Origin of the sequence: Ruegeria sp. HKCCA0370, assembly GCF_013033705.1 — a bacterium.
GTDB lineage: Bacteria > Pseudomonadota > Alphaproteobacteria > Rhodobacterales > Rhodobacteraceae > Ruegeria.
Window position 1 is genome coordinate 281,786 of sequence record NZ_WQEP01000003.1, and the last position, 22,683, is coordinate 304,468.

The 22,683-nt window shown below is 58.2% G+C and carries 20 protein-coding genes and 1 pseudogene; 9 read left to right on the forward strand and 12 right to left on the reverse strand.

Going from position 1 to position 22,683, the window contains the following annotated elements:
- Positions 1-50 precede the first annotated feature (50 nt).
- The 3 genes and pseudogenes from GOW31_RS22265 to GOW31_RS09930 form a co-directional block, all read right to left on the reverse strand.
- Positions 51-260, reverse strand: a pseudogene (locus GOW31_RS22265) (FAD:protein FMN transferase); the annotation flags it as partial.
- Between the two features lie 307 nt (positions 261-567).
- Positions 568-2,394 (reverse strand): BCCT family transporter, encoded by a 1,827-nt coding sequence (locus tag GOW31_RS09925; protein WP_171169712.1) that lies wholly within the window; start codon positions 2,392-2,394, stop codon positions 568-570.
- Between the two features lie 423 nt (positions 2,395-2,817).
- Positions 2,818-3,762: a PDR/VanB family oxidoreductase gene (locus GOW31_RS09930; protein WP_171169714.1), complete on the reverse strand. Its 945-nt coding sequence runs from the start codon at positions 3,760-3,762 to the stop codon at positions 2,818-2,820.
- A 140-nt stretch (positions 3,763-3,902) separates the two neighbouring features.
- Between GOW31_RS09930 and GOW31_RS09935 the strand changes: the two genes are divergently transcribed.
- The 4 genes from GOW31_RS09935 to GOW31_RS09950 all read left to right on the forward strand — a co-directional run bounded on the left by GOW31_RS09935 (position 3,903) and on the right by GOW31_RS09950 (position 7,642).
- A complete protein-coding gene (locus tag GOW31_RS09935; RefSeq protein ID WP_171119329.1) occupies positions 3,903-4,808 on the forward strand; it encodes a LysR substrate-binding domain-containing protein in 906 nt (301 codons plus the stop codon).
- A 103-nt stretch (positions 4,809-4,911) separates the two neighbouring features.
- The gene (locus GOW31_RS09940; protein ID WP_171169716.1) at positions 4,912-6,069 is read left to right on the forward strand and encodes an aromatic ring-hydroxylating dioxygenase subunit alpha; all 1,158 of its coding nucleotides are present in this window, start codon (positions 4,912-4,914) and stop codon (positions 6,067-6,069) included.
- Between the two features lie 256 nt (positions 6,070-6,325).
- Entirely contained in the window at positions 6,326-6,565 is a 240-nt protein-coding gene (locus GOW31_RS09945; RefSeq protein WP_171119331.1) for a hypothetical protein, read from the forward strand.
- 45 nt (positions 6,566-6,610) lie between these two features.
- Positions 6,611-7,642 (forward strand): GlxA family transcriptional regulator, encoded by a 1,032-nt coding sequence (locus tag GOW31_RS09950; RefSeq protein WP_171169717.1) that lies wholly within the window; start codon positions 6,611-6,613, stop codon positions 7,640-7,642.
- Here the strand turns inward: GOW31_RS09950 and GOW31_RS09955 are convergent.
- The 9 genes from GOW31_RS09955 to GOW31_RS09995 all read right to left on the reverse strand — a co-directional run bounded on the left by GOW31_RS09955 (position 7,601) and on the right by GOW31_RS09995 (position 18,040).
- Positions 7,601-8,164, reverse strand: coding sequence for a sarcosine oxidase subunit gamma (locus GOW31_RS09955; protein WP_171169719.1), 564 nt, complete (start codon positions 8,162-8,164; stop codon positions 7,601-7,603). The two genes, GOW31_RS09950 and GOW31_RS09955, sit on opposite strands and share 42 nt — an antisense overlap.
- Entirely contained in the window at positions 8,157-11,111 is a 2,955-nt protein-coding gene (locus tag GOW31_RS09960) for a sarcosine oxidase subunit alpha family protein (protein ID WP_171169721.1), read from the reverse strand. The genes GOW31_RS09955 and GOW31_RS09960 overlap by 8 nt, the downstream gene beginning before the upstream one ends.
- Positions 11,108-11,395: a sarcosine oxidase subunit delta gene (locus tag GOW31_RS09965; protein WP_171169723.1), complete on the reverse strand. Its 288-nt coding sequence runs from the start codon at positions 11,393-11,395 to the stop codon at positions 11,108-11,110. The genes GOW31_RS09960 and GOW31_RS09965 overlap by 4 nt, the downstream gene beginning before the upstream one ends.
- 12 nt (positions 11,396-11,407) lie before the next feature.
- Positions 11,408-12,658: a sarcosine oxidase subunit beta family protein gene (locus GOW31_RS09970; RefSeq protein WP_171169725.1), complete on the reverse strand. Its 1,251-nt coding sequence runs from the start codon at positions 12,656-12,658 to the stop codon at positions 11,408-11,410.
- Between the two features lie 213 nt (positions 12,659-12,871).
- Entirely contained in the window at positions 12,872-14,116 is a 1,245-nt protein-coding gene (gene glp / locus GOW31_RS09975; RefSeq protein ID WP_171169727.1) for a gephyrin-like molybdotransferase Glp, read from the reverse strand.
- A complete protein-coding gene (locus tag GOW31_RS09980) occupies positions 14,109-14,456 on the reverse strand; it encodes a hypothetical protein (protein WP_171169729.1) in 348 nt (115 codons plus the stop codon). The genes glp and GOW31_RS09980 overlap by 8 nt, the downstream gene beginning before the upstream one ends.
- 330 nt (positions 14,457-14,786) lie before the next feature.
- On the reverse strand, positions 14,787-16,217 hold the full coding sequence (locus GOW31_RS09985) for an NAD-dependent succinate-semialdehyde dehydrogenase (protein ID WP_171169731.1): 1,431 nt from the start codon (positions 16,215-16,217) through the stop codon (positions 14,787-14,789).
- A gap of 81 nt (positions 16,218-16,298) precedes the next feature.
- Positions 16,299-17,264 (reverse strand): LysR substrate-binding domain-containing protein, encoded by a 966-nt coding sequence (locus tag GOW31_RS09990; RefSeq protein WP_152460344.1) that lies wholly within the window; start codon positions 17,262-17,264, stop codon positions 16,299-16,301.
- 2 nt (positions 17,265-17,266) lie between these two features.
- Positions 17,267-18,040, reverse strand: coding sequence for an aspartate dehydrogenase (locus tag GOW31_RS09995; RefSeq protein WP_171169733.1), 774 nt, complete (start codon positions 18,038-18,040; stop codon positions 17,267-17,269).
- A 146-nt stretch (positions 18,041-18,186) separates the two neighbouring features.
- Here GOW31_RS09995 and GOW31_RS10000 point away from each other — a divergent pair, with 146 nt between their 5' ends.
- The 5 genes from GOW31_RS10000 to GOW31_RS10020 all read left to right on the forward strand — a co-directional run bounded on the left by GOW31_RS10000 (position 18,187) and on the right by GOW31_RS10020 (position 22,639).
- A complete protein-coding gene (locus GOW31_RS10000) occupies positions 18,187-19,140 on the forward strand; it encodes a dihydrodipicolinate synthase family protein (protein WP_171169735.1) in 954 nt (317 codons plus the stop codon).
- A gap of 105 nt (positions 19,141-19,245) precedes the next feature.
- The gene (locus GOW31_RS10005; RefSeq protein WP_152460347.1) at positions 19,246-19,788 is read left to right on the forward strand and encodes a 3-hydroxyanthranilate 3,4-dioxygenase; all 543 of its coding nucleotides are present in this window, start codon (positions 19,246-19,248) and stop codon (positions 19,786-19,788) included.
- A gap of 23 nt (positions 19,789-19,811) precedes the next feature.
- On the forward strand, positions 19,812-20,786 hold the full coding sequence (locus GOW31_RS10010) for a TRAP transporter substrate-binding protein (protein WP_171169737.1): 975 nt from the start codon (positions 19,812-19,814) through the stop codon (positions 20,784-20,786).
- 63 nt (positions 20,787-20,849) lie between these two features.
- Positions 20,850-21,383 carry a TRAP transporter small permease gene (locus GOW31_RS10015; RefSeq protein WP_171169739.1) on the forward strand — a complete coding sequence of 178 codons (534 nt, stop codon included), beginning with the start codon at positions 20,850-20,852 and terminating at the stop codon, positions 21,381-21,383.
- Positions 21,380-22,639: a TRAP transporter large permease gene (locus tag GOW31_RS10020; RefSeq protein ID WP_171169741.1), complete on the forward strand. Its 1,260-nt coding sequence runs from the start codon at positions 21,380-21,382 to the stop codon at positions 22,637-22,639. The genes GOW31_RS10015 and GOW31_RS10020 overlap by 4 nt, the downstream gene beginning before the upstream one ends.
- Positions 22,640-22,683: the final 44 nt, after the last annotated feature.

Sequence of the window (22,683 nt, forward strand, 5' to 3'; positions counted from 1 at the left end):
CCTCGGAAGCATGACAGAATGCCGTTGAAAGCGCGTCTGCCGTCGTAGCGTCCGGTGCCTGGACCAGACGTAGCGATGGCGCGGTCTTTCAAATGCGTGACTTCGACAGGTCCGTACACTGGATCCGAGACACCCAGCATCCACTGATGGCCGCTTGCATAAAACTTTCCGATATTGACCAGAACCTTGTCCCACCCGGCTTTGCGCAAGGCGCAAACGACCAGATCGGTGGCGAAACCTTGAGCGATGCCGTACAGGGTAAGCGCTAGTCCCTGCCCATAGCCCTAAGGCGGCCTTTCATCCAAAGTTGCAGCCGCAAGGAAATCGACCCCGGCGGGTGATGCGGCCCTCGCCGGTCCGGTGTGCAAACTGTCACCACGTCAGCCAAGGGCGGCGGACGTACGGGGCATGCGGCCGGTAGACAGGGGGCAGATTTGGTTCGCCGATCAGTGCGGCTTTGGCCTCGGGGTGATATTGGGGTTTTTCACGTCAAAGGCGACGCTTTGCCAAAAAAGAACAGGCCGCCCAGATGGGGCGGCCTGACCAGGTTTTTCTTGTGCCTACGCCTTACTCGGCTGCCTGCGTGCTGCTGGCAGAGTGCTTGTCACGCTGACTGTCGCGGAACAGCGCCTTGGCCAGCGATACGCACATCAGGCCCATCACCATGGTGAACGGAAGCGCACCGATGATCATGGCATTGCGCAGCGCGTCCATAGGGTTGTTTTCACCCGCGGCCAGAATCAGCGCACCGATCACTGCCGTCAGGATCACACCCCAGATGATGCGGTGCTTGATACCGGTTTCCTGGCTACCACCCGACATGATGGTGTTCATCACCAGAATACCCGAGTCCGCCGAAGTCACCAGGAAGGTCATGATCAGGATCACGCACATGACGTTCAGCATGGACAATAGCCCACCGTCGATCATGTAGGACAGTGTGGTGAACAGCTTGTTGGTGTTCGATGCACCGATGATCGCACCTTCTGCCGCGCCTGCCAGTTCCAGATCGATCGCTGTGCCGCCGAGAACGGTCATCCAGGCAAAACACACCAGCGCAGGTGCGAACACGCAGCCCAAGATGAACTCGCGAACGGTACGACCCTTGGAGATGCGCGCCAGGAACAGACCCACGAAGGGCGAGAATGCGATCCACCATGCCCAGTAGAAGGTGGTCCAGCCTGCCTGCCAGCCGAATTGACGACCTTGCTCACCCGCAGCATAAGCCGCGGCCAAGGTTGCTTCGTCCAACTCGGCTGCTGCACCTTCCAGACCGCTTTTGAAGCCGTCGAAGCTGCCCCAGGCGTTGGTCGCCCCACCCATCAGGTCTGCGGCATGTGCTTGCGCCTCGGCCGGCAGGGCCGCTGCGAATGCTTCGGCCGACAGCGGGCCATAGGCGTTGAAGCTGAGCGACAGGAAGTGCAGGACATAATCGACCATGGCAGTACCATAAGTGGTCATGGCAAAGACAAACGAGCCGAAGACCACGAAAGTGCCCAGCAAGATGATCGACAGCACCAGATTCAGGTTGGACAGGTACTTAACACCCCGGCCAACACCGGATACCGCCGAAATGATCGACAGGCCCATGATGACGACCAAGCCTGAAATCAGACCAACCTTGCTGGGGGTCGGCACCTCGCCGCCCAAATCCATGATCCACTGCATGCCGGTGATCGCATAAAGTCCGTCGATGAACTGGCTGACGCCATAACCGATGGTTACGGACACACCGAGGATCGTCGCGACAACGCCCAAAACGTCGACCACGTGGCCGAAAAAGCCGTTGACGAAACGGCCAAACAGCGGAGTCAGCGCCGAGCGGATCGTCAAAGGCATGTCGCGTGTGTAAGCGTAGTAAGCCAACGACAGGCCGGTCACCACGTAGATCGCCCAGGCGTGGAAGCCATAGTGTAGAAAAGTGAAGCGGTAAGCCGATTGCAATGCCTCAGGTGTGTTACCTTCGACCGCGCCGGAAACGACAACCGGGTTAGATCCCCAAAGGCCCAGCGGTTCTGCTGTGGCGAAAACCATGAGCCCCACACCAAGACCGGCACCGAACATCATGGAAAACCATGAGAAGTTCGAAAACTCGGGCTTTTCCCCCGGCGTTCCCATGATCCGACGACCCGTGGACGGAATGATCGCAACAACGGCCAGGAAGAAGAAGAAAAAACCGACAATGACGATGTAGAAGCTGTTGAAGACCTCCAGCAACTGGCTGTTCAGGCTGCCCAATGTGCTGTTTGCATTCGCTGGGAAAACCAGGGCCCACAGGACCAGCCCGACCATGATGGCCTTGCTGATCAGGGCAATTGGGACGCTGTAGTTTTCATAGAATCCGGAATCAGCCGTTTCTATTTCAACGTCCGTGAAAGGTTCGGGTATCGACATATCGCGCGTTCCTCCTCGAGTGTGTCGTTTTTGTTCTTCTGAAAAAGTGCTGGAAAACATCGCGTTGCACGACGTGGACAATCATGCACGTTGCACAAACCGATGCTGAGTTGTGTTCAGCCCAAACTTGGGCTTGCAGTAATAACGCGTGCTCCCATTACGTCTCTTACTGCAAATTTCCTCCGATTACTTGCTGCCTGCTGTCATCACCGGTCCTGGTGGTAAGTCAGCCTGAGGTTGAATATCGTCGCAGCATCCAAAGTGGTTGTTGGGTTTCCAGTTTCGAAAAACCTATAGCAAGGGTGAGATGTTCCAACTTGAGAATCCGACACTTCGATCACATGAAGCGACCACCGAATTCACTCGATTGCGATGTTAGCGAGAACACTACGGCGACATGATTTGTTGTGACCACTGCGTCCTTCACAGCTTCAGGACCAGTTTATCGGACTTGGCCCGCGAAACGCAGGTGCACAGGAATTCGTGGCTTTCCTGCTCTTGCGGTGTGAGTATTCCGTCGCGGTGATCGACCTGCCCTGACACTACGTCAACAATGCATGACCCGCACAACCCTTCAGAGCAGCCGAAATCGACATGCACGCCGTTGCTTTGCAATACTTCGAGAATGGTTTCCTCCTTTCCAACCGGGTAGACCGCGCCGGTTGACCGGATTTCGATCTGAAATTCCGCGTTTGGGTCGTGGTCGATGTCAGAGGCGGGTGCAAATCGTTCAAAATGGATTGCCCCGCCACGCAAGGATGCACCTGCTTCCAGAACAGCATTCAGCATCGGTTCAGGTCCGCAGGTATACACATCCGCACCGACGGGCATCGATTGCATGACCGATGCCAGATCAAACCTGCCGTCTGTGTCATCGCAATGCAAATGATACCATTCATCCAGCCCAAGGGCCCTGAACTGCGCGTCCATCGCTGCAAATTCTTTCGATCTTACAAGGTAGTAGACCCGAAAATCCTGCCCGCGGTTCATCAGTTCCCGCGCCATTGCAACCAGCGGAGTCGCCCCGATGCCGCCTGCGATCAACGTGACATGCCGATCGTGGTTTTCGAGTTTGAAGTGATTCCGCGGCCCGCCGATTTCGACCATCGCCCCTTCTTGAAGCGCGTGCATGGCCACCGAGCCGCCACGCCCTTCATCTTCGCGTTTGACGGCGACATTGATTACACGGCCGTCCTGACTCCAACTCCACAGTGAATACTGCCGCACCAGATCGTCGGCCAGATGGATATCGACATGTGCGCCGGGTTGAAGGTTTGTGAAGCGGCCGTTTTCGATTTCAAAGCAAAAATCGGACGTGTCCGAGCTCAGCCGTGTTTTGCGCACGAGGCGGGCAACTTGTGTATCCATCACACATCCTGTTCGTTCTCGGTCGACTTTGGTTCTGTACCCGATCGCAAACAGCAGGAAAAAACATAGATTTCAATTGCAAAATTTCTCACATTCGGATGAATGTAACTCACCTCTACCTTTTGAGCAACGCAGCACCCATGTCACGACGCCACTATAATCTTCCACCACTCACGACTTTGTCGGCCTTCGAGGCCGCCGCGCGGCATCTCAGCTTCAAAGAAGCGGCCGGCGAACTGTCGGTTACGCCGGGCGCTGTCAGCCACCAGATAAAAGCGCTGGAAAGTGAACTGGGTTCGGCACTGTTCGTCAGAAAACACAGGGGCGTGGAACTGACCGAGGATGGCCAGGACCTGTTTGAAGTGCTCGGTACGTCGTTCCGGCAGATATCGAAGGTGCTTGAAAAGATTCGCAGCGGTGATTCAGAAAATCCGGTGACGGTAGGGTCCACTACCGCTGTGGCAGCGTTGTGGCTTTCTCCGTCGGTCATCCGGTTCTGGCAGGACTACCCGCACGTAAAAGTGAACCAGATGGCGCAAGACAAGCCATTCTCGGACAGACCGGATATCGACTTTTTCATCCGTTACGGTCGTGACGTGAACTCGCAGCTGAACCATACTAAACTGTACCGTGATACTCTGACGCCGGTCTGTAGCCCCGAGATGGCCATGGAACTGAAGGGGGCAAGCCTTGAAGACCTGGTCGAACGTCGCCTGATCCACCTTGAAACGCAGGACAACACCTGGACCACTTGGCCGTCTTGGTTTCACGACCTCGGATATACCGGAGTTGTACCGGTGCAGTCGCGCGTAAACAGCTATGCGTTGGCGTTACAGTTGGCCCGGAAAGGGGCCGGGCTTGCATTGGGGTGGAAACGCTTGATCCAGCCCATGCTGACATCAGGAAAACTTGTTGCGCTGGAAGAATTCAGCCTCCCTGCCCCGAACAATTTTTACCTCGTCGGTCGCCCGGACGACCAATTGACAGAAGGTGCCCTGGCGCTGAAAAACTGGTTGCTGGATGAATTGTCCGGGGGTTCGGTTTAGTCTGCCTCAATCGGCCATGAGGTTTTTTGATATTGAATGAAGCCGGCTCGACCGGCCAATGGGAGTAACGTTCAACACATTCCGAATTACTCAGGAGCAACCGATGAACAAGCATTCAGCGCTTTCGTCTGTTCTGACCCCGGTAAACACCGCCAAGGGCCTGCCGAACGAGCATTATATCGATCCCGATGTCTTCGCCGAGGAACGGGAGGCGGTCCTGTTCGCGAACTGGTCGGGCATCGGTTTTGGCAAAGACATTCCCGAAGCGGGAGATGCCTTTCCGATCGACTTCCTCGGTGTGCCGCTTCTGATGGTGCGCGACCGTGACGGGCAGATCGGCGTTTTCCAGAACACCTGCCGCCATCGCGGAATGATTTTGGTCGACAAGCCGCAGAAAATCCGCGGCGCGATCCGTTGCCCCTATCACAGCTGGTGTTACGGCCTGAATGGCGAGCTGCGCACTGCGCCGCATGTCGGTGGCCCCGGACAGAACACGCATGAAGATCTGGACTTTGCTGAACTGGGCCTGATCCGCATACGTTCCTATGTCTGGCGCGACGTTGTCTTCGTAAATGTGGATGGCAACGCCCCGGAGTTCGAAGAGGTCCATCGCGAGTTGATGGAACGCTGGAAAGATTTTGAACAGCCCATGCATCATGGCGGTGCCGGCGCGTCTGTCCGGCTCGAGCTGGAGTCGAACTGGAAACTGGCGGTCGAGAATTTCTGCGAAAGCTATCACCTGCCCTGGGTTCACCCGGGTCTCAACAGCTATTCGCGTCTGGAAGACCACTACAACATCAATGAACTGGGCAAGTATTCGGGTCAGGGCACCTACGTCTATCGCCAGTTCGAAGGTCAGAACGGCGAAAAGCTGGATGACTTCCAGAATCTGAGCGAAAAGTGGAACGAAGGGGCGGAATACATCGTCGTGTACCCGAACACCTTGCTGGGTGTTCAACGCGACCACGGATTCGCCTTCATCATTGATCCGATCACGCATGAACGGTCGAACGAAAGGATCGAGCTGTACTACGCCAAAAAACCGGAAGACGCACCCGAGCACGAAGCGTTGCGCGCAAAGAACGCGCAGCTTTGGAAAACCGTTTTCGAAGAGGATGTGTTCGTGGTCGAGGGCATGCAGAAAGGCCGTCATGGCGTCAAATTCGACGGTGGCCGTTTCTCGCCCGCGATGGATGGCCCAACGCATTGTTTCCACCACTGGGTGGCCACTCAGATCGAAAAAGCCCGTGCCGAGGCATAAGCGGCTTTCCGGCCGGATCATGGGCTGACGGCGCCACGGATGCGCCCTGCTCGATCATTTGCAATCAGGAACATCGCAGATGCAGGCGATGTTCCGCGATCGCGCAAAGACGCATGCGGATGCGCCTGATGGGTTCATCACAGGCCGGTCCGCATCGTTGACGGCGCTGGGAAATCAGTATTCAGGCGCAATAAGGTAGAAAGCGTATGATTGCGTACAGACCAACACACTTCGCGTTTCCGGTAAGAGGCTAACCTTGGATCTGCAAGAACTCGACAAGCACCTGTTGCAGGCTCATGCGGATAATGATGTGCCTGCGCTGATCCGGCTGTACCACGAGGCAGCCGACCGGGCCGAGCAAAACCAGGATCTCGACGCTGCTTGTTTTTACCTTACACATGCGTTTGTGTTCGCGCTGGAATACGGCGCGCCCGAAGCGGATGAGTTGAACCGAAAACTATACGAGCGCGGCCGCGCCCATCGTTTGGTGTTCTGACGAAATCGGTGTAGTTGGGGTATCGTGCTGGCAAAGAGACAAAGCATGACCCATTTTACCTTTCTGTGCCTCGAAGATTTCCCGCTTGCTGCCTTGTCCATGGCCATCGACCCGCTGCGCGTGGCCAATGAGATCAGCCGCAGCGATGGTCTTGGCTGGACTGTCGTTTCGGAAGATGGACAACAGGTTATGTCCAGCTCACGCCTCAGCATCAACCCTGACAAGGCATTGTCCGAGGTGGAAGAAACCGACGTCGTGCTGGTCTTTGCCGGGGCATCAGCCCGGTTGAAGGATCGCAAGGCTTCGGGCGGAGCGCTGCGACGGCTATTGTCCCGTGGCGCGCGGATCGGTTCGGTCAGCGGCTCACTTTTTGCGCTGGCGGAAGAAAAGTTCTTCGATGGTTACAGTTGTAGCGCACATTTCTGTTACACCGCTGCTTTGAAGGAACAATTCGACAGGGTGAACCTGTGTGACACGCTCTATACGATAGATCGCAACCGAATGTCCTTTGCCGGGACTTCAGCGGTGTTTGAGTTCATGCTGGGCGTGATTTCGGACGAGGTGTCCGATGCGGTTGCCGTCGAAACCGCCTGCTGGTTCCAATACGCGACGTTGCGCGATGCGGATACGTTGCAGGTTTTGCCGGGCTACAGCAAAAATCAGACCCGCAATGCCCTGCCGCGCCCGGTTCGACGGGCCATCGAGTTGTTTGCAAACAACATCGAAAACAAGATCTCGATCGAGCAGGTTTCGAAGCGCGTTGGCATGTCCATCCGGCAATTGGAACGGCATTTCAAGAAGGAAACCGGGATCAGTCCCGGAGGGTACTATCGCAGGCTGCGACTGGATGCGGCGCGGCAAAAACTGCTTTATACCGACCAGCCTTTGCAGGAAATCGCGCTTTCGGTCGGGTATGACAGCGCCAGTTCGTTTTCAAGCAACTATCGGCGCGAATTCGGTCTGCCACCGACTCAGGAGCGCAAGGACCGAAGCCGCGGCGCCAGACACGCGGCTTTGTCCTTCGGGCACCGTCCTTCACAGGGCCCTGGCCACCTCGATCAGCATGTGGTGAACTGAAATCGCATAGCTGCGTGGCGCGTAGATCGAAAAATCCGTTCCCGCTTCATTGCAGCGCAGCAGGCATCCCACATGATGGATTGCGGTGCGGTTGAAGGCTCCGGCCTGCATCTGTTCGACATCCAGAACGGTCAGTCGTTGCAGCAAGCCTGTTGCACCCTGCCCGGTCATGTCGATGCGTGTAAACGCGTCCGACTGATCGGTCACCGACGCTATGCCGGCCAGCTCAGTTTCCATACGCCGGGCCAGGTCCAACGGGCCTGCAAAAGCTTCTTCGCACAGGTACTGATCCGGGCCCAGCCAGTGCAGGCTGCTGGTTTCGCCCTTTTCCCACCGCCCCGCCTCAGGCGCCGGGATTCCGCAAACGGTTTGAAGTTTGGCTTTGACGGTTTCCTCCTGTCCCAACCGGGCCGAGACGGATGCCAGCGCCACATCCTCCCGTTCCTGAAAGGTCAGAGTTCCGACCACGTCCCGTTTGGGTTCACTGCCGCCAATGGCGGTCTTGGTAACAAAATCACGCACGGAGCCGTTCTCCTTCGGGGTCAACGAAATGCGCGCTGACAAGCGTCGCTTTGATGTTGGTGTCATCCACCGGGCTGACAATCTGCACGGTGTCGCCCAATCGCTGCGCCCCGCGTTTTACAAAGGCCAGGCCGATGCAGCTGGACAGGTGCGGCGAATAGGCAGCCGATGTGACATAGCCCAGATCGTTTTCCGGCAGGTGTGGCGCATCCTCGTCGAACACATGGCCACCGGCCAGCACGGTATCGGCGTTGTTGACCGGCTGAATGCCGACCAAAGCCAGGCCATCCGGATCGGTCAGTGCTTCGCGTGCGCTGAGCGTCGCACCGATACTGTCTTTCTTGGCTGAGACCATGCGCCCCATGGCCAGATTGTGGGCGCTGGTGGTTCCGTTCAGTTCGTTTCCGGTGGCATGGCCCTTTTCAATCCGCAGAACGCCAAGCGCTTCGGTGCCATACGGCGTTACGCCAAAGGGCTCTCCAAGCGCCATCAGATGTCGGATCAGCGCGTCACCGTACCGGGTAGGCACAGCCAGCTCATAGGCCAACTCGCCCGAGAACGAGATGCGGAAAAGCCGCGCCGGGATCCCCCCGGCAATGGTCACCTCGCCACACGCCATAAAGGGAAAACCTTCGTTGCTGATGTCATGGCCGTCATCAACGACCTTTTGCAGCAACTCGCGGGATTTCGGGCCCGCTATGGCATATTGTGCCCAGGCGTCGGTGGTCGAAATCATCTGCACATCCATGTCCGGAAACAGGCATTGGCGCACGAACTCCATGTGGTGATAGACACCAACCGCGTTTGCGGTTGTGGTGGTGACCACAAAGTGATCCTCGGCCAGGCGGGCGGCGGTGCCGTCATCCATGGCAATACCGTCTTCGCGCAGCATCAGGCCATAGCGGGTTTTGCCCACCGGCAGTTTGGCGAAGCCGTTGCAATAGATCTTGTTGAGGAATTCCGCGGCATCCGCGCCCTGCACGTCGATTTTGCCCAGCGTGGTCACGTCGCAGACGCCGACACCGCTGCGTACAGCCAGAACCTCGCGATCCACGGATTCGCGCCAATGGGTCTCACCAGCCTTGGGGAACCATTGCGCACGCAGCCAGGGGCCCACCTCGACGAATACCGCGCCCTGTTCTTGGGCCCATTGGTGGCTGGGCGTCAGTCGCGTAGGTTTGAATTCTTTTCCGACCGAGCGCCCGGCCCAGGCCCCCATCGCCACGGGCGTGTACGGTGGCCGGAAGATGGTCGTGCCGGTTTCGGGAATGCTCTTGCCGGTGATCTCGGCCATCACGGCCAGCGCGCCGACATTCGCGGTTTTGCCCTGATCCGTCGCCATGCCAAGGGTGGTATAGCGTTTCAGATGCTCAACACTGCGGAAGCCTTCCTGTTCAGCCAGTTTGACATCCTTGACGGTCACGTCATTCTGGAAATCCAGCCAGGCGCGGCCTTTGCCGGGCACATGCCACAACGGGGTGATGCGGATTTCATCATCCTCGGCTTTCGGCAGGTCGACCGGGCAGGCCCTGATCCCCAGCCCGTCAAGCGCCGCAAGTGCCGCATTGGTGCCCGAGGCGATCGCCCCGTGGCTGGTCAGGTTGCCCGCGGCGGCACCGGCGACACTCATACCCTTGGGCAGTTCGACAGGTGGGATGAAGGCTGCGAGCGGTTCGAACCATTGCGGCCGGCCGCGCTGATGGCATGTCAATTGCACATTCGGATTCCACCCACCCGAAACGCCCAGACCGCTTACTTCGATGGGGCGGGTCTGACCATCGGCCATCTGCACGGTGATCGATTTCAGCCCCAAACGGCCCTGCGCGTTCGTGACCTGCGCCCCGGCCAGCAATTCACATTCGGCAATGCGCGGTGCATCGTGGCGCGGGTCGATCACGGCAACAACTTTGATCCCGGCTTTGATCAAATCCTGTGCGGCGCGGTGTCCTTCGTCATTGTTGGTGAAGATCGCCACGCGCTGGCCCGGTGTCGCAGCCCAGCGGTTTGCATAGGCCCGCATCGCGCCCGCCAGCATTATGCCCGGTCGGTCGTTGTTTTCGAAAGCAATCGGACGTTCGGTAGAGCCGGCACAAAGCACCGAGTGCTTCGCGTAGATGCGCCACAGAATCTGGCGCGGTTTCCCCGCCTCGGGCACCGCAAGGTGATCCGAGACCCGCTCAAGCGCGCCGTGAATGCCGTGATCATAGGCGCCGAACACGGTGGTGCGCGTCAGAAGGCGCACATTGTCCATCGACGCCAGCTCTCCCAGTGTCAGCGCGACCCAATCGGCATTCGATATGCCCTCGAACCGATCACAGTCAGACAACAGACGCCCACCCATCCGGCTGTCTTCGTCCGCCAGAATGACCCGCGCGCCAGACCGCGCCGCCGTCAACGCCGCGATCAGGCCGGAAGGACCGGCGCCGATAACCAAGACATCGCAATGCAAATAGCCCTTGTCGTAGATATCCGGGTCGGCCTCCTGCGTCAGGCTGCCCAGACCGGCCGCCTTGCGGATCATCGGTTCATAGAGCTTTTCCCAGAACGCCTTGGGCCACATGAAGGTCTTGTAATAGAAACCCGCCGTCAAAAAGGGCGAGAGCCGATCATTGATCGACAGCGCATCGAAGGCGAGTGAGGGCCAGCGGTTCTGCGATGTCGCCTCGAGCCCATCGAACAGTTCGACCGTGGTCGCGCGTGTGTTGGGCTCCTGCCGGTTGCCCGTACGCAGCTCGACCAGCGCGTTGGGCTCTTCCGAGCCCGAGGCCAGCACACCGCGTGGACGGTGGTATTTGAACGAACGGCCAACCAACCGCACGTCATTGGCCAGCAGCGCCGAGGCCAGCGTATCACCCTGATAGCCTTCGTAGGATTTGCCATCGAAGGTAAAGCGCAGCTTTTTGGACCGGTCGATCAGACCGCCCTGCAAACGATTGTTCTGGGTCATTTTCCCCGTCCCGTCTTGCGGGCTACATCCCGCGCCAGTTCTGTAGCCAGAATTTCATGGGTCAGCGTGTCGCGTGTCACAACAAGCCACGATCTGTCGCCCTGCTCGTGAAACCACAGCTCTCGGTGGGTTCCTGCCGGGTTGTCGCGCAGGTAGACATAGTCGTGAAACTCGGCGGCGGCCGTTTCGGATTGCCAGTCGGGTCGATTGATCAGGCTCGCGTCGCCCAGATAGGTGAATTCCGACGCGTCACGCGGGCCAAGCAGTGGATGATTGATGATCATGTCCGGGCTTCCTCAGTGCAGGTTGGGCTGTGCGCCCACGCCTTTTTCGTCAATCATCCGCCCGGTTCTGAACCGGTCCAGACGATAGGCAGTTGCAACGTCATGCGGTCGGTCGGTGGCCATCAGATGCGCGAAACAAAAACCAGATGCTGGCGTTGCCTTGAACCCGCCATAGCACCAGCCACCATTGAAATAGAGCCCTTCAATTCCGGTGTGATCTATGAACGGCGAACCATCCATCGACATATCCATCACGCCGCCCCACATCCGCAGCAGGCGCGCGCGGCCGATCATCGGCATCAGGGACATGCCGCCTTCGGCCACGTCCTCGACCACGGGCAGGTTGCCGCGTTGTGCATAGGTATTGTAGCCATCGATATCGCCGCCAAAGACCAGACCGCCCTTGTCCGATTGGCTGACATAGAAATGTCCGGCGCCATAAGTGATCACCCCGTCAAGCACCGGTTTCAGCCCTTCCGTCACAAAGGCCTGGAGCACGTGGCTTTCGATCGGCAGGCGCATCCCCGCCTGTGCCATCACGCGCCCGGAAGACCCGGCAACCGCCACGCCTACCTTCTTGGCGCCGATGTAACCCCGTGTGGTTTCAACACCCAGCAGTTTTCCGTTTTCGATGCGGAACCCGGTGACTTCGCAATTCTGGATGATGTCGACCCCCCGTTGATCCGCGGCACGGGCATAGCCCCAAGCGACACCGTCATGACGCGCCGTACCACCGCGACGATGCAACAGACCGCCCTTGATCGGAAAGCGCGCATCGTCAAAGCTCAGGAACGGATACATCGCACGAACGCCCTCTGCATCCAGCAGTTCCGCCCCAGAGCCGGTGAACATCATCGCGTTGCCACGACGACGATACGCGTCACGCTGCGCGTCCGTATGACAGAGGTTCAGAATACCGCGCTGACTGACCATCGCATTGTAGTTCAGGTCCTGTTCAAGATTTTCCCACAGTTTCAGCGACAGCTCATAGAATGGCTGGTTGCCATCCAACAGGTAATTGGCGCGAATGATCGTTGTATTGCGCCCGACGTTGCCGCCACCGATCCAGCCTTTTTCCAGAACCGCCACCTTGGCGGCGTTGTGTTCCCTGGCCAGATAGTATGCCGTCGCAAGGCCGTGACCGCCGCCGCCGATCACGATGAAATCATAGCTTGATTGAGGCTCGGGATCGCGCCAAGCCGGTGTCCAGCCCCGGTGCCCTTTCAAAACCTGCCGCATGATCGCGAGTGCCGAATACCGCATGAATATGTGTCCTTAACCCTCAGTGCGCCGAAGCATCATGTGCCGCCGGGAAAGCCCCAGTCACGACGTAATCCGTCACGGAGTTTATCGGTTGCGACAATTTTCAGGCCGGTATTCGGATTGATTGGCGCGCGATCGGGCAGTTTTCCGGGTGCCCACCATGACCGCGGCGTTGCAGTTGCAAGATAAATCGCATCGCACCTGTTGCGGGGATCAGAACCTCAACAATTCAATCGAATGCCCGGCGGGCAGGTCTTCGATCTCGGCCGGTATGATCGCCAACCCGTCTGCCTGCGCCAGCAAGGCAACACGTCCACTGTAGGAGGGCGCCATCAGACGTACATTGGGAAGGCCACGCGGCGAAGTGCCGTCAATCTGGACCGGACGATACTCCTGCCGACCCGCGCGACGCTGCACGGGTTCAGCCAGCACGGCCTGAACAGGTATCTGAGGTCTGTGGCACAAGCCTGCGCGCCGCGCCATCATCTGCGACCCGATTATCTGCCATGTCACATAAGCTGACACCGGGTTGCCGGGCAGACCAACGTAAAGAGCGCGCCCGCGCCGCCCGAACATGACCGGTTTACCGGGCTTCATCGCCACTTTCATGACATCGGTTTCACCGCCAATCGCGCTGAACAGCCGGGGCATGTGATCTTCATCCCCGACTGACACGCCCCCAGTCGTGACGATGAGGTCCGAGGCATCGCATGCCTCGCGCAGAACCTGTTCCAGACGGGTCGGGTCATCCTCGACCGATCCCCGGTCGGTCAGTTCGATCCAGGGTTTTTGCAACAGCGCCAGCAGCATATAACGGTTCGAGTTGTAGATTTGGCCGGGGCCGAGGGGTTCGCCCGGTTGACGCAGTTCGCTGCCTGTCGAAAAGATCGTGACCTTCAGTTTTCGAAACACCAGGACCTCACCATACCCTGCGGATGCCAGGGCGGCCATCTCGCGCGGTCCAATTTGACAGCCCCGTCGCAGGACCGGACTCCCGGCACAAAGATCTTCCCCCGCACGCCGGATATGCTGGCCGGGTTTCGGGCGGCGGCTGAATCGAATCCTGTCGATCAGAAGATCGCAATCTTCCTGCATCAGCACGGCATCGAATTCAGGCGGCACCGGAGCGCCCGTGAAAATGCGCAAAGCGCTGCCTTCGGGGGCATCATGGTCGCCGCAGTCACCCGCAGCCACGCGCCCGGCGATGGGCAGCTCGAACACCGGCCCGTCACCCAGATCACCGGTGCGGATGGCATAGCCATCCATGGCCGAGTTGTCGAAGGCAGGCATATCGACCTTGCTAGCGCAATCCTCGGCCAGAACCCGGCCTATAGCCTGTTCCAGCGGCAAAATCTCGGTTTCGGTAACAGGATCGGCGATGGAAAGACCGCGCTCAAGGGCGTCCTCGACAGTCAGATACATGTGGGCGTGGCGGTCACAGGCACATCCATCAGCCATTTTGAGTCTCCGAAAATATTAAGCGCCCTGCAAATCCCGGCTGTTCGGCCGGATCGGGATTGGGCAGGCCGGCCTTGAATTCTTCCAAATCCGAGCTGGGATCAGCAACGAACGGCAGCGTACCCATGCCATACCGTCCATGCGCGGCGCGACCTATGCCGTCATCGCCTTCTTGCTCGGACGACAAATCCGGCTCGGGTTGGCCGCAAAGCTCAGACACGCGCGCGCAGTCAGAGTTCATGCCAAGGGTGGACGTTACGGTGGGCAGCCCCGCCAACCTCTTGAAGCCCACGGTATCCCCGGCAGGGGTTGGTGCAGATAGCGTCAGCCAAGTGTTCATCCGTCCCTCCGGAACTCAGGCCGCCCGGCGGGACCCCCCGCAGGTCAGCCGAAACGCTGATCATCACCGGCAAAAGGACGCGATGGTTTTGTCGCACAGTCCGGCCAGAAATTCCCGGCCAATGGACAGCAAGGCGGGTTTACTGTCATTGACATAGGTCATGATCCGCGTTCGGGCGCCCCATCAGAAAGGGCGCATTGCCGCCTCTGTCGGTTCCGCAGGTATTGAAATCGCAACCGCAGCGCTGCACTGGCCCTTTAGTCGGTTTCGAAAGGAAAAAGGCCGGCTTGGTCGCGAAAAAGTCGACAAGTGCAGGTGTCGGGGTCTTTTTCAGCAGATCTTGGCCGAATGCCAGACGTTTTTGACCGTCATGTAATTCTCAAGGCCTTCGGTTCCGCCTTCCCGACCATAGCCACTGGATTTCACGCCCCCAAAGGGCGTTTCCGGCATCGATGCTTCAAGCGTGTTGATCGACAAATTACCGACCTCGACCTCGTCAATCAGACGGTCGATGTAATCCGCCCGATTGGTGAAAGCGTACCCCGCCAGCCCGTAGGGAACTGAATTCGCCAGATCGACCGCCTCATCCAGCGAAGCCACCGGGTTGATCACCGCTACCGGTCCAAACGGCTCTTCGCGCATGATCCGCGCTGCTTTAGGAACGTTCAATAACACCGTGGGTTCAAAGAAATATCCCCGCTCACCAAGCCGCGATCCCCCTGTGGCAAGCGTTGCCCCCTGTGCCACTGCGTCTTCAACCAGCTCTGACAAGGCTGGAACGCGCCGGTCGTTGGCCGTTGGGCCCATTTCAACGGTTGCGTCAAGCCCATTGCCGACGACCGTGGCTTTGGCCCTTGCAACAAACCCGGCCGCATAGGCGTCAAAAATGCTCTCATGCGCGAAGAAACGGGTTGGCGAAGTGCAGACCTGACCGGCATTGCGCATTTTGCGGACCGCGCCTGAAACGGCCGCCGATTGCACATCCGTATCTTCGCAAACGATGACCGGCGCGTGGCCGCCCAGCTCCATGAGCACTCGGGTATCGTGTTGGGCCGCCAAAGTGGTCAAATGACGCCCGACGGTTGTCGATCCGGTGAAGGCCACCAGGCGAACGGGGTCCTGCGGGATCAGATGGCCGGATATCTCGGATGGTTCACCGAAAACCAAATTCAGAACCCCTGCTGGCAGACCGGCATCTTCGAACGCTTTTGCTATGTGCAAAGCGCCGGCAGGCGTTTCTTCTGCCGCTTTCAGGATCACCGAACAGCCCGAGGCCAAAGCACCGGCGATTTTCCGGGCAGGTTGGCTCATGGGGAAGTTCCATGGCGAAAATGCCGCGACAACGCCGACAGGCTGGTGATGAACTGCAAATTTGTGACCCTGCGCCGCCGGAATGATCCGCCCATAGGTCCGCATCGCCTCGCCCGCATCCCATTCAAAGAACTCGGCGCCGCGAATGACCTCCAGCCGGGCCTGCTTCAAAGGCTTGCCATGTTCCAGAGTAATGGAATGCGCGATTTCTTCCTGCCGCTGACGCATGAGGGCTGCCGCCCGCAGGATCGTATCCGCGCGCTCCCGCGGCGATGTGCGGCGCCACAGTCGAAAGCCTTCGACGGCCGCTTGCAGCGCGTCGTCCAGGTCTTTCACCGATGCGCAAGGCAATCGACCGAGTTCTTCCTCGGTTGCCGGATTGACAACCGGGATATCGCGCCCGGTTTTTCGCCACGTGCCGCCAATGAACAGCCTGAGCTCTGGATACATGAAACCGGCGCCTCCATTTTCCTTGATTTTTGATCGCGCGATGCCTCGCATGAGTTCAAGCGCATTGCGCGAATACGGATATCAAATTGGCGAATATCTGGTCTGTCTGCTCTGCGCCGCCCTATGCAGAGCCGTTTTGAAAGCGCGCCCCGCAGGCGACAGATCGTCGTCGGCACGGAAGGACACTCCAATCGGCCCCTGCCCGAAAGGAACCTCCCAGGCGAGCTGGGCAAGATGGTTGTTTTCGATATCCTGGACGACGACCTCGGCAGGCATAAGGCCGATCAGGTCGCGGGATTGCAGCAGCGCCCGGTTCGTCAGGTAGGACACGGATTCAATGGCGACCGGTGGCACATATTGCTGCTGGCCGACGAAAAAATGATCCGCCTGACGTCGCAACGTAGTTTCTTGCGGGGGAAGAATCCAGCCAAACGGCTTGGTTTGCGCAAAGGTCACGGCGTCCCGCCCCGCAAGCGGGTGTTTAGGGCCGACAATGGCCAATATCCGATCCCCGAACAGTTTTTCCTGTCGAATCTTGTCGCGATGCCGGTGCGACGGCAGGCGTCCTACAACCATGTCGATCTCACCCGACAGCAACCGGGGCATGAGCACCTCGTTGGTCCCTTCGCTGATCTTGACTGCAACGTTCGGGCGGTCTTTCAACAGCAGTTCAATGGCGGCAGGTAGCAAGCTAGTTGACGCTGCAAGCAGTGTTCCCACCACGACACGGCCGGAATTTCCTTCGTTCAGATCGTCCAGTTCCTGCGCGGCATTGGAAACCTGAGCAAATATCAGCTTCCCGTGACGTATGAGAGTTTCGCCAAAAACCGTTGGCACAACGCCTCGGTTGGTGCGCGTGAACAGCTTGACTTCGAAATCCAGTTCAAGATCCTGAATCATCTTGGTTGCCGCTGGCTGAGATATTCCCAGTTCACGCGCTGCATTCTGAATGTTCCCATGCGCGCCAACTGCAACCAGCAGACGCAGCTGTCGCAGCTTCAGGCGGGTCAAGGCGCGGTCAACGATGCGAGAGTGGCGTCCAACCATGGCTACAGAACAATCGGCTTGCAAAGCTGATCCAGCTTGGACAGCACGCTCATGGCCGCAAGCGCCGAGCTTCGCGGGTTGTCGGGCAGCGCGGTGCCGCTGATCCGGAACTGAAACGTGCCGAAATCGCCTTCGGCCTCGACCTCGTGAATGTTCTTGTGGATCGTCGGATCGGCGATCAGACGAACCTGTGTGTTATCGAACCCCACACCCGCCAAGGCGACGGCGGCGGCGACATTTGCGTTCTTGGGGTAAGCCAGCGCCGCCTCTCGTGCGGAACCCTGAAAATGGGTTTCAGCCGCGGTGATGTTGCCGAGGTCAAGACTGTGTTCGGCAAGTGATCCCTTCCATCCCGCCGGCGGCTTGCGCCCCACATATGTGACGGATTTGAGCGGCCCGACCGCTGCGGCGCTGAGACAGTCCAGCCCGCCTATGGCACCGCTTGCCAGATGCAGCCGCGCCCCGCCCTTTCGCGCGGCCCTGTCCAGCCGGTTACTGACCTGCTGATCCGCAAGTGCGCCAGCAGAGACACTGATGATATCCAGCCCTCGTGCCAGAATGTCCGGACCCAAACCGGCCAATGCCTCGTGCCCCGCGCAATCCAGAACCATTTCGATCCCGGCCGGCAGGTCATCAACCGAACCGACTGACTTGGGCGATTTTGGATCAACGCGGTGTGGTCTGACCAGAATGGCTGCCAACTCATGCCCATGTTCTGGCAACATGCGCTGCACAAACTGCGCGATTGCGCCGGTTCCGATGACTGCGATCTTCATGTCTGGACCCTAGACTAGCATTGAAAAAATCTGAATTGGTAAGTTGGTGGTATATGTTTTTCAGATAACCATTTCCCTGAAATGGCACTGGACCGACCCGCCTGGTGTGTTTTGTTCCTGATGAAGCCACGGGGACCACTTTGGAAATGAAATACTCAAAACACGACGCAAAGGCCTATGCCCGCGAACATATGACTGGGATATGGGCAGCGGCACTGAACCCGTTCAATGATGACCTGTCTCTGGATGAATCGGGACTGCGTGCAAACATCCGCCATTGGATCGATGATCTGGACATCCAGGGCCTTTTCGTCGCCGGCAAACAGGGCGAGTTCTTTTCGATGAGCATCGAAGAGCGCAAGCGCAACTTCGAAATTGCCGTTGACGAATGCGCAGGCAAAGCCGGTGTAATCGTCTCGGTCTCGGACCAGAACATGAATACGGCCTTGGACCTGGCGCATCACGCCCAGAACTGCGGTGCGGATTACATCGTACTGCACGCGCCGGTTCTGAGCTTTGTGCACGATCGCGGAGAGGTTTTGTACCAGTACTACAAGCGTTTTTGTGACGAACTGGATATCGGCATCGCCATGTGGAGCCATCCAGACAGCGGCTATTTGATGCAACCCGAAGAATGCGCTCGCATTGCGGACTTACCCAATATCGTTGCGATAAAATACTCGGTCCCGCGCGAGATGTACGTGAAGCTGACCCATATGGTGGGCGACAGGATCCATGTCTCGACCTCGGCTGAACATGAGTGGCTGGACAACATATTGGAACTGGACTGGAAGCTCTATCTCTGCTCGTCCCCGCCCTATCAGCTGCAAAGCAAGGTCGATCAGCGGATGAACGAATACACGCGTCTGGCCTTTGTGGAAAAGGCCGATGAAGCGCGACGTGTCTTTGACAGTCTGAACCCTGTCCGCGACGCGATGAAACGCGCGCGTCCTGCGGGCAAACCCACTGCATTCGGGAAGTACTGGCAAGAGTTGCTGGGTCAGGTCGGTGGCCGTGTACGTCCGCCGATGCTGGAACTGACCGACGCCGAAAAAGCGATCATTCGCAAAGCATTTGATGAAAGCGGGCTGCGCGTCTGAGCTGGGTGAGGCCGGGCAGTATAAGGAAATCGGATAGCGAGATGCTGATAATTTCTTTGCGGTCATGAAAAAACGCGCCAAACTTTCCGGGATAGGGAGTGGGACATGTCAAAACTGAAAGCGTTCAACTTTAAGGCCTGGATCGACGAACACCGCCATCTGCTCAAACCGCCCGTAGGGAATCGTCAGGTTTGGGAAGACGCCGATCTGATGGTCACTGTTGTGGGTGGTCCGAACAAGCGAACCGATTACCACGATGACCCGGTGGAAGAATTCTTCTACCAGCTTGAAGGCGACATGGTGCTGAAAATCTATGACGGAGAGGAGTTCTATGATGTTCCGATCCGAGAAGGCGAGGTTTTTCTGCTGCCTCCGCATGTGCGCCATTCACCACAGCGCCCTCAGGAAGGTTCGATCGGGCTTGTGATTGAACCCAAGCGCCAGACCGGAGAGCTGGACGCCATCGAATGGTATTGCTTTGAATGCGGATCACTGGTGCATCGAGCGGAAATGCAGCTAAAGTCCATCGTTGATGACCTGCCTCCGGTTTATCAGAAGTTCTATGCCTCGGAACAAGACCGCACCTGCCCCAATTGTCAGGCTGTGCACCCGGGAAAGGAACCGCCCGAGGGCTGGGTCACGTTGTAAAACAAGATCAAACAGGGGAAGTAATGAGACATTTTGCAAAAATCGCCGCCTCTGCGGCTGCGTTGGCATTGGCGTCCGTGGCCGCTCACGCCGAAGAGTTTCGGTTGGGTCTGATCACGCCGCCACCGCATATCTGGACCAAAGCCGCCGAAGCGTTTGGGGCCGAGTTGAATGAGGCCAGTGGTGGCGCGCATTCGGTATCGGTCTTCCCGGCCCGCCAGTTGGGGAACGAGGCCGAAATGCTGCAACAATTGCAGACCGGCGCGTTGGACATGGCTTTCATGACCGTGGCTGAAGTTTCGAACCGCGCGCCCGAGTTGGGGGCGTTCTATGCGCCCTATCTGGCAGATGACATTGGACACGCGGGGCGCATCCTGCGATCCGATACGGCCAAATCCATGCTGGAACCCTTGCCGGGGCAGGTTGGTGTCGTTGGACTAGGATATGGGATGGCAGGATTGCGCCAGATCGTCAGCCGGGGCGAGGTTTCCTCCGCCGAAGATCTATCGGGCCTGAAACTGCGGATCACGCCTTTCACGCCGATCCTCGACTTCTACAACGCGGTGGGGGCGGCACCCACGCCCATGCCCTTGCCTGCCGTCTATGATGCGCTGGCCAATGGTCAGGTCGACGCCATCGACATGGACGCCGAGCTGATCTGGGTTCTGAAATATTATGAACACGCCGACACGATCGTGCAGTCGGATCACATGATGTTCCCGATGGTCGGGCTGGTATCGGCCAAGGTCTGGGCTGGTTTGTCTGAAGAAGACCGCGCGATGATCGCGGAACTCATGGCCAAACATGTCGACAGCACCATTGATGCCTACGTTGAAAACGATGCCAAATGGCTGGAGCAGATCGAGGGCACTGGCAAAGCCTACAAAAAGGTTGATGCCTCGTTCTTTGGCGACGCGATCGAAGAGTGGAACGGGATCTGGTCCCAGAAGACCTCTTCCCTTGACGCTTTGCGGCAGACTGCGGCAGAAACAAAATAACGAAAACGGCATGACGAAAGGGGCGCAGCTCGATCCTGCGCCCTTTTTCACGGGAGAACAGCGATGTTGTATCGGCTGTCGGCAGGCTTGGCGCGGGTCGAGTTGTGGTGCGCTGCCTTTCTGGCAGTCTGCATTACGGTTCTGATTTTGTTGAATGTCGTGACGCGCACGGCGGGCAACGCCCTGTTCTGGGTTGATGAGCTGGCGATTTACGCGATGGTCTGGATGACTTTTCTGGGCGCGTCTTCCGCATTGCATCATCGCAGTTCGGTGTCGATCTCCATCGTTTCCGACAACGTGCCGGAGCGCGCGAAACCATTGATCCGCAAGGGTGTGGACGTGGTCGTGTTTGCTTTTTCCCTTGCGATGCTGTGGTTCTGCTGGCGCTGGTTCCTTCCGCTGGACATTGCCAGCAACGGATTTGACGTGGCGGCGTTTCAAGGTCAGACATTCAATTTCATCTATGCCGAGCCGACATTGACCCTGGGCCTGCCGAAGTACCTGTTCTGGTTGGTGATGTGGCTTTTCGCACTGGGCGCGACGCTGCATTCCACCATGCATCTGCTGAGCACCCCAGAGCAAGAGGCCCAGCCATGAGCCCCATCGTCTTTCTGGCCACTTTACTTCTGTCCGTGCCCGTGGCGATCGTGCTGGCAATCACGGCCATCTGGTACATCTGGGAAAGCGGCAACACGGTTCTTTATGACAGCTTCGCGCAGAAGATGTTCGGCGGTCTTGAGAATTACGGCCTGCTGGCAATTCCTCTGTTCATGTTGACCGGGGAATTGATGAACGAAGGCGGCATGACCCGGCGCCTTGTCACGCTGGCGCGGGTGTTTGTCGGCGGGTTTCGCGGCGGGCTGGCCTATATCAACTTGCTGGCAAACATGTTCATGGCGGCAATCATCGGGTCTGCGACGGCGCAGATCGCGGTGATGTCGCGCGCCATGGTCCCCGCGATGGAGGAAGAAGGCTATGACAAGGGTTTCGCCGCTGCCACGACGGCCGCGGGCGGACTGCTGGCTCCGGTCATCCCGCCGTCGATGATGTTTGTCATCTTCGGTGTTCTGGCTCAGATCCCGATTGGTGACATATTCATTGCAGGAATCCTGCCCGGTTTGATCCTCGCCGGGGCATTTGCATCGGTTATCACCCTGATCGGGTGGTGGCAGAACTTTCCGAAAGGGCATTGGATGACGCGTGCCGAAGCCGTCCAGGCCTTGATCAGCGCGGCCCCCGCCCTGCTGATCCCGATGTCGATCATAGGCGGCATTCTGTTCGGGATCGCCACACCGACCGAATCCGCCGCAATCGCGTCCCTGATCGCGTTTCTGGTGGGCTGGTTGGTCTACGGGGACCTGAAGCCGAGCAACCTGGCACAGATGTTCAAACGCACGGCGGCCAACGCGTCGATGATCCTGTTCATGATCGCGGCCGCCAGCGTGTTCGGCTGGGTCATCATCTATGAGGAAATACCGCAGCAACTGGCTGGGTTGATCACCTCGATCACTTCGGACCCGTTCGTGTTCCTGCTGATCGTGAACCTTGCGCTTTTGCTGGTTGGAATGGTGATCGATGGCATCGCCGCGATCATCCTGATCACTCCGATCCTGCTGCCGATTGCAACCGGTTCATATGATATCAGCCCTTATCAGTTCGGCATTGTTGCTTGCCTGAACCTTGTGCTTGGGCTGCTGACGCCCCCGGTCGGGATCGGATTGTACATCGCCTCGTCCATGAGCGGCACATCGCCCGGTTCAATCCTGAAATCGCTTTGGCCTTTCCTGATCGCAGTAACTTTGGTGTTGCTTCTGCTCAGCTATTACCCAAGCCTGTCAACGCTGCTGATCTGAACCAGATACGTTTGCAGGCGCATTCCGTCGCAGACATGACGCCG

Coding starts and splice junctions, on each gene's coding strand:
- GOW31_RS09925 (WP_171169712.1), bottom strand. CDS start 2,394: ATGTCGATACCCGAACCTTTCACGGACGTTGAAATAGAAACGGCTGAT.
- GOW31_RS09930 (WP_171169714.1), bottom strand. CDS start 3,762: ATGGATACACAAGTTGCCCGCCTCGTGCGCAAAACACGGCTGAGCTCG.
- GOW31_RS09935 (WP_171119329.1), top strand. CDS start 3,903: ATGTCACGACGCCACTATAATCTTCCACCACTCACGACTTTGTCGGCC.
- GOW31_RS09940 (WP_171169716.1), top strand. CDS start 4,912: ATGAACAAGCATTCAGCGCTTTCGTCTGTTCTGACCCCGGTAAACACC.
- GOW31_RS09950 (WP_171169717.1), top strand. CDS start 6,611: ATGACCCATTTTACCTTTCTGTGCCTCGAAGATTTCCCGCTTGCTGCC.
- GOW31_RS09960 (WP_171169721.1), bottom strand. CDS start 11,111: ATGACCCAGAACAATCGTTTGCAGGGCGGTCTGATCGACCGGTCCAAA.
- GOW31_RS09965 (WP_171169723.1), bottom strand. CDS start 11,395: ATGATCATCAATCATCCACTGCTTGGCCCGCGTGACGCGTCGGAATTC.
- GOW31_RS09970 (WP_171169725.1), bottom strand. CDS start 12,658: ATGCGGTATTCGGCACTCGCGATCATGCGGCAGGTTTTGAAAGGGCAC.
- glp (WP_171169727.1), bottom strand. CDS start 14,116: ATGGCTGATGGATGTGCCTGTGACCGCCACGCCCACATGTATCTGACT.
- GOW31_RS09980 (WP_171169729.1), bottom strand. CDS start 14,456: ATGAACACTTGGCTGACGCTATCTGCACCAACCCCTGCCGGGGATACC.
- GOW31_RS09985 (WP_171169731.1), bottom strand. CDS start 16,217: ATGTATCCAGAGCTCAGGCTGTTCATTGGCGGCACGTGGCGAAAAACC.
- GOW31_RS09990 (WP_152460344.1), bottom strand. CDS start 17,264: ATGGTTGGACGCCACTCTCGCATCGTTGACCGCGCCTTGACCCGCCTG.
- GOW31_RS09995 (WP_171169733.1), bottom strand. CDS start 18,040: ATGAAGATCGCAGTCATCGGAACCGGCGCAATCGCGCAGTTTGTGCAG.
- GOW31_RS10000 (WP_171169735.1), top strand. CDS start 18,187: ATGAAATACTCAAAACACGACGCAAAGGCCTATGCCCGCGAACATATG.
- GOW31_RS10005 (WP_152460347.1), top strand. CDS start 19,246: ATGTCAAAACTGAAAGCGTTCAACTTTAAGGCCTGGATCGACGAACAC.
- GOW31_RS10010 (WP_171169737.1), top strand. CDS start 19,812: ATGAGACATTTTGCAAAAATCGCCGCCTCTGCGGCTGCGTTGGCATTG.
- GOW31_RS10015 (WP_171169739.1), top strand. CDS start 20,850: ATGTTGTATCGGCTGTCGGCAGGCTTGGCGCGGGTCGAGTTGTGGTGC.
- GOW31_RS10020 (WP_171169741.1), top strand. CDS start 21,380: ATGAGCCCCATCGTCTTTCTGGCCACTTTACTTCTGTCCGTGCCCGTG.